The sequence below is a fragment of the Candidatus Methanoperedens nitratireducens genome (assembly GCF_900196725.1).
Taxonomy (GTDB): Archaea; Halobacteriota; Methanosarcinia; order Methanosarcinales; family Methanoperedenaceae; genus Methanoperedens; species Methanoperedens nitroreducens_A.
Map to the genome: position 1 here is coordinate 1 of NZ_FZMP01000081.1, position 6108 is coordinate 6108.

Here is a 6108-nt window from a genome sequence, read left to right on the forward strand (position 1 = left end):
GGTTTTGGGAGGGCTTTGGTAACCACCTACAAGTCGGATCAGGCATTACAATAAGTATATATCTAAATACATTCTATACATAGAGGCGGAGAGCGGGAACATGACAGAGCTTCATGATATACTTGGTATCAGCGAGGAGCGGATTGCCGAACTCAAAGAACGATTTAAAAGAATAGTTCTCAGGGCGAAGAGGGAAGCTGAAGTTATAGTTGCGATTGAAAGGGAGCATAACCTTACTCTGAGGGAAAAGTTATTTTTAGCAGAAATCCTGGGGAAAACTGTTGAAACCAATCGTCCAAAGAATATGCAAAAATCCCTGTTGTCAGCTAAATCACCGGGTTTTCAGAGATAAGATATATGGTCCCGGTGCCTGCATCCGGAGGATTTCAAGGCTCATTATATCCGGTTTTTGCCGAGGAAAGCTGCCGTATTGTTCCGTATGTGTCAAATTCCGGGGCCAGGGCATCATAATACGGGTATGTCCCGTATGAAAGTACCTGCGCATCAATCCCCAAAAAGCCACCATGCATGGGGTAGGCAAAGATGATACCTTTTTTCTGGAAAAAGGCATCAGCTATCCTCAAGAAGTTGCTCTGGCTCTCTTTGCTCAGGTTCTGGCTGAAAGCACCCAGCGGCGTTTCTGAAGTATCTGACCAGTCGATAAAAGCGATAATCGGGATATCCCCCCTCTTCTCTTTTATAAGGGAAATGGTCATATTCCACGAAATTTCATTAAAATTCTGGTTTAAGACCTCTTCTCTTGATGGCGTCACGGTGGTAAAATCGAGATTGGGTGGTGGGTAAGGGGATTTTATCCATCCCGCCCATGTACCTGCATAAACCCCATGTTTATAGTTATGCACGCCGTCTATGATCATCAAAGAAGCTGAATAAGAAGCGTTAACAGCAGAATTATTTATATCATTGGTTAACCTTGCCAGGTAACCTGCCTGTGAAAAAAGTCCATCAAACCAGATACCATCCGCCCCGGAGTCGATCTGTTTTTCTGCAAGGCTCAAAAGCAAAGCCTGGAAAGTAGTATTGGTTATGTCCGGGAAATAAGCTTTCATGTTCGCAGGATTGTACTGCGTACAGTCAAAAGTCTTGTTCAGCCACGCCCTGTTCTTTGCGTATTCGCACTGGAACTTTTCTTTGGTAATACCTGTGATGCCGAGTTTAGCCGGGTCAAGAGCCATGTACCACGTATCCGGATATTGTATGAACTTGTGAGTATCGGGGTTATAGGTTGTACTGTATATTTGCTGAGCAGGCACGGCCCCTATAAAGATGCTGTCTGGAAGTGTTTTCTTAATCTCCGAGGTCGCTTTGTTAAGATGGGAATATGTATAGCTTGAATCGTCACAGAGCTGCTGCTGAGCGGGATTTGGGAGCTGGGCGCAGTCATCAAGTATCATCCTCTCGTGCCACCAGCCCCGGAATATTATATCTGTCTTTATAGAGCCAAGCAGTTCGGTCACGTTAGTTATGTTTCTTCCGATGTCTTTTTGCATTTTGTCCGCAACTCTTTCATAGACAACTGCAACGCTAAGGTTATTGAAAACACCTGAGGTTTTGAAGCTCAGTTCCTGGCTTTCACCAGAATTTCCGGACAGGTCTGTCGAATTGACAACAAAATAGTATGTAGTGGCAGTTGACAGGTTGTTAAGTTTTATTGAGTGGTTGGTTACCGGACTGGAGTTGTATACCTGAAAAGTATAATTAGTGTTGTATTTTCCATATTTTACCGAAGAATCGGATTGCTTACTGGTATGCCAGATTATATCCGCTGCATTCTTGCTTACATTTGCCACCTGGATATCGGATATTGTCAGGTTGCCATCTGTTACGTTTTTATAAACCTGAACTTTAATCCCGGTCTCCCCTTTTAACGCAATAGTGAAGCTTTTGAGGTTGCCGTCAGGATCTGACCTGATGGTGTAAGAATTTGTCTCAGTCCCCTGTGAAATGTTGTAGATTTTATACGTGCTGTTCGACAATAGACCGGAAAGCGTGTAGTTAGCGGTAATATTACCGCTTCCGTTCGTATCATTAAATCTCAATAATGAGGTACTCCAGCTCAAAAGTGTCCTGTTCAAATAGCCTGCAGCAGAGATACTTGTTTTGATCCATGTGTTTCCGCCTGTCTCATTGTTGTAATTAAAGTATGATTTCTTATCGTAGAATGCTATTTTTCTTAAAGATGTGAAATTAGTGCTTGTAAAATAATTCGTATTGCCGGCATTATTGAGATAGTAGTCATACGAGTTCTTTGCAATGATAGAACCGCCTGTTATGTTATTTGAACCGGATGACTGGATGTAGATCCCGTAGCCGTTTTTGCCTGAGGTCAGAATTGTGTTGTTGATAAGCAGGTTTGAGTTGCTGGAGGATAACATGGTGATTCCAGCACCATCTGAATTAATAATGTTGCTTGTTATAGCGTTGCTGCCGGATGACTCTAAAAATATTCCCCGGATGCTGGAACTTACATTGTTGTTCTCCAATTTTCCACCATCAGCATTTTTATAATAAATTCCTGTATTCCAGTCTTTCAGGGAAACATTTTTTACGGTTACATTTTTCAGTGCTTTCAGGCGTTTGTGAACATATACTCCATTCGTAGATGCCGCACCAACACCATCGATGACATAGCCGTCGCCGTTGAAAATAACGTTGTCTGTGGTAATATAGATACAATTTGAGGCTTTGATGTTTAATATGTTCCTGGTGAGCGTATATATCCCCGGCGTGGAAATCGTTGTGCATGTATCGATATTTTGAGCCCCAAGTGCTGCCGGGATTCCACCACCAATAGTTGTGAGAACTATCAGTATAAGAGAGAATGCTGCAGCCTGTCTCTTTGAATATTTTATACTCATACTTATCAGTCTCCTCCTGCAAAGCCTAACAATTTTAATGATGTTAAGAGATATATAAAACTAATCATAATAATGATCAGCATTAAATAAATATGAATGATCATTATGAGGTAATAATTAATATAACCGCTAAACCAAATTTTTAATTCCAATTTTCTTGAATGCTTATTCACTCTGCAGGTATTCTGCAGGTATTCCTTCCCGTGTTTATGTATCTGATATTTACGGTATATATTGCTTTTGGAGAGAATTCACATGTTGTAGTCACATTAAGTTTACACGGTGGTTATCAAATTACCTTCGAAGTGGAGATCAAGCACTGCAATAAGTATATCTATAGATACGTTATACATACAAACGTGGAACGGTGTGGACATGACAGAGCTTCATGATATACTTGGTATCAGCGAGGAGCGGATTGCCGAACTCAAAGAACGATTTAAAAGAATAGTCCTCAGGGCGAAGAGGGAAGCTGAAGTTATAGTTGCGATTGAAAGGGAGCCCAACCTTACTCTGAGGGAAAAGTTATTTTTAGCAGAAATCCTGGGGAAAACTGTTGAAACCAATCATCCAGGGAATATGCAAGAATCTTCATTGTCAGCTTGGATTCCCGATTTTAATATACGAGCTATTCAAAACGTTTTATTCAAATAAAGAGATTTTTAAACATCTTTTTGGGTTTATAACCCTTATATCGATGAGATTTAATGTCAAAAAGCTCGCAAAATCTCCCAAAGTAGGGTTCATAAAAGAACTATACCAATATATTAAACTCCAATTCTTTGAAATTGAACAGAAAGCTTATTATCACGTACATTTCTTATTGGCAGAGTTATGCGGTACAGATATATCGGAGTAATAATCTTAATAATTTTCAGTATCTTACCAGCGATGGGCGTATCTGAACCAGGTGAAATTGAGCCCGCTAAATACCATCAACTTGTAATAACAGATGTCTCACCTATCGAGTTTTACCCGTCCGATGTCAAAACGATCAATATAACTATACAAAATATTTTCGGATATTCGGCATTCGGTGTCTCAACGCAGATTGACCCAAGTAAAGCAGATCAAATAAAATTTACACACGAATTGCAGAAATATATTGCTAATGAATTAGGTCCGAACCAGAATATAACCATTCAATACGAAATATATATTAAAGATAATGTTGCGAAGGGTACATATTATATACCCATCACCGTACTGTGGTCAACAGTCAAAGATGGGACAGTAAAACGCCAGGAAGACCTGTATATCGGGATAAAAATAGTTGAGAATCCGGAAGTAATTAAAATTAATACGGTTAATATTACCACCATTCCGGAACATATCAATCCCGGAGATACTTTTAAATTGAAAGTTACCCTGAAAAATATAGGTAATAATAAACTTAACCAGATAAGAGCAGCTCTGGATGTGAAGTTGCCGTTCTCAAGCGTAGGAACAAGTACGGAGCAGTACATACCTTTGTTGGAGACGGATCGAAGTGAAGAGATTATATACAATATACAGGTAGATAAACTGGCGACCAGCCGCCTCTATAACTTCAATTTAACGCTTGAGTATAAAGATTATACCAACCGATTGCAGACCCAGCGGAATAGCTTTGGAATTAATATTGAAGAGTTATCGGAGATATATATTCAGGATGTGACGCTTGATCCAACCAATCTAAATCCAGGCAGTGACGGCCTTCTCATGATTCAGGTTGCTAACGCAGGAACCAATGGGATCAAAAACGTGAGGGTTACTATCTCAGGAGGGGATAAGATATTAACCCAGACCCAGAATTTTATTGGGATTATACGCCCGGGTGCATCTGAGTCCACATCTTTTGGAGTAAACGTTGACCCACAGGCAAAGATAGGAAAATACGGGTTAAATATTCAGATAAATTTTGATGATGCGAATGGACAGCATTACTCCAAATCAAACCTGTATATCATGAGAATCGATAAAAAGGATTCAATAATACCCGTATCAAATGAAAACCTCTCAAGCATGTTTTATGTATTCATATTCGTAGTAATGAGCTATGGGATTTTCTTAGTTGCCGGTTTCCAGTTGGATAAGAGGAAATGAAAAATGCAGACTAAAAAAATATTATCAGTTTTAATTATCATAATTTATTTAATATTATTGATTCCATATACCATTGTTTCAAATGCTGGAGAAGCGGGCATTGTTATAGATAGTCAAGAAATAAATGCAACCTCCTTACCAGAAGATGTCCAGGACCTTCTTATAAACAAGGAAAATTCATATTACGCTATTTTAATCGAAGACCAGATTGTACTGGAAAAGAAACAGGTTTCGCAGGATAAAAATCAAATCACAAAGGAAAAGAAATTAATCTTATCTAAAGAAAACCAGGAAAAGGATAGTTTTGTTAAAATAGATGACATAGTAATCGATCTGCGTGTAGCAAACAACATAATCCCTGTCATAAATCAATCCTTTGAAAAACTGATAATAGGCGAGACGGGAAAAGCAAGGTTTGGGGACATCATAGAAACAATGAGCCACTACAATCTAACTCCTCTTTTGACTTTCTCTTCAATAGACTTCTTAGCAGGTGGGCTCATCGTGGTGCTAATTCTGACTTTTATATCTCAAAGGAAGGTCGCACTATGGACTATACCCGCTATAATAAGCTGTTACTCGTTCCAATTCTTTCTTGCAAATCTGGTTTCAGGTATGAACCAGCTAGAGGTCGGACTCATGTACAGACTGTTCGGGCTTCTATTCATACCTGCATTGCCTCTTACATTAGGTCTGAAAAAATTTGAAGAGACAAATGAAGGCAAGCAAAAAATCTGCGAACTCTACAGACATAACATAAAATTCCTGAGAGGACTGATTGGAACGTTTAAAAATATAGACTAAATATTTTTCACATTTCTATAAATTATTTTGATTTTTCTAAGATGAACTACCAGTTATCAATCTTCCAATCATCTGCAGTCATGATATTAGTTTCACTTACATTGAAATCAACACTCGCATTATCATACAACATGCCTGAATCAAGATCGTAAAGTGAGCCTGTAATTGTATACGTATCTGCTGGTGCCCATGATGGAACATATAGATAACCTATGTAACTATTTGAACTATGGGCATCAAGGGTGCCGTTTCTCTCCCACTCCTTTTTTACTACTATACCGCTGGAGTTTCTTATTTCATGTACAACCTTTAACACCGATTTTCGCAGACCGTTTAAGCG

6 protein-coding genes are annotated in these 6108 nt (G+C 39.1%); 4 read left to right on the forward strand and 2 right to left on the reverse strand.

Annotation, left to right across the window (positions count from 1 at the left end):
- The first annotated feature begins 100 nt into the window (after positions 1 to 100).
- Positions 101 to 352, forward strand: a complete 252-nt coding sequence (locus MNV_RS06165; protein ID WP_096204503.1) for a hypothetical protein — start codon at positions 101 to 103, stop codon at positions 350 to 352.
- Positions 353 to 386: 34 nt separating this feature from the next.
- Here MNV_RS06165 and MNV_RS06170 read toward each other — a convergent pair whose 3' ends face one another.
- On the reverse strand, positions 387 to 2879 hold the full coding sequence (locus MNV_RS06170; protein ID WP_096204505.1) for a NosD domain-containing protein: 2493 nt from the start codon (positions 2877 to 2879) through the stop codon (positions 387 to 389).
- Positions 2880 to 3254: 375 nt separating this feature from the next.
- On the opposite strand from MNV_RS06170, the gene MNV_RS06175 reads away from it, so the two are divergent.
- The 3 genes from MNV_RS06175 to MNV_RS06185 all read left to right on the forward strand — a co-directional run bounded on the left by MNV_RS06175 (position 3255) and on the right by MNV_RS06185 (position 5768).
- A complete protein-coding gene (locus MNV_RS06175; protein WP_143311663.1) occupies positions 3255 to 3533 on the forward strand; it encodes a hypothetical protein in 279 nt (92 codons plus the stop codon).
- Positions 3534 to 3713: 180 nt separating this feature from the next.
- The gene (locus tag MNV_RS06180) at positions 3714 to 4964 is read left to right on the forward strand and encodes a COG1361 S-layer family protein (protein WP_096204509.1); all 1251 of its coding nucleotides are present in this window, start codon (positions 3714 to 3716) and stop codon (positions 4962 to 4964) included.
- A 3-nt stretch (positions 4965 to 4967) separates the two neighbouring features.
- On the forward strand, positions 4968 to 5768 hold the full coding sequence (locus MNV_RS06185; protein ID WP_096204511.1) for a hypothetical protein: 801 nt from the start codon (positions 4968 to 4970) through the stop codon (positions 5766 to 5768).
- Between the two features lie 46 nt (positions 5769 to 5814).
- On the opposite strand, the gene MNV_RS06190 is transcribed toward MNV_RS06185, so the two are convergent.
- A partial coding sequence (locus tag MNV_RS06190) for a hypothetical protein (RefSeq protein WP_218837922.1) occupies positions 5815 to 6108 on the reverse strand: 294 nt, incomplete at its 5' end.

Excerpts from the sequence above, each read along its gene's own strand:
- MNV_RS06165 (WP_096204503.1), top strand. The coding sequence starts at position 101 with ATGACAGAGCTTCATGATATACTTGGTATCAGCGAGGAGCGGATTGCC.
- MNV_RS06170 (WP_096204505.1), bottom strand. The coding sequence starts at position 2,879 with ATGAGTATAAAATATTCAAAGAGACAGGCTGCAGCATTCTCTCTTATA.
- MNV_RS06175 (WP_143311663.1), top strand. The coding sequence starts at position 3,255 with ATGACAGAGCTTCATGATATACTTGGTATCAGCGAGGAGCGGATTGCC.
- MNV_RS06180 (WP_096204509.1), top strand. The coding sequence starts at position 3,714 with ATGCGGTACAGATATATCGGAGTAATAATCTTAATAATTTTCAGTATC.
- MNV_RS06185 (WP_096204511.1), top strand. The coding sequence starts at position 4,968 with ATGCAGACTAAAAAAATATTATCAGTTTTAATTATCATAATTTATTTA.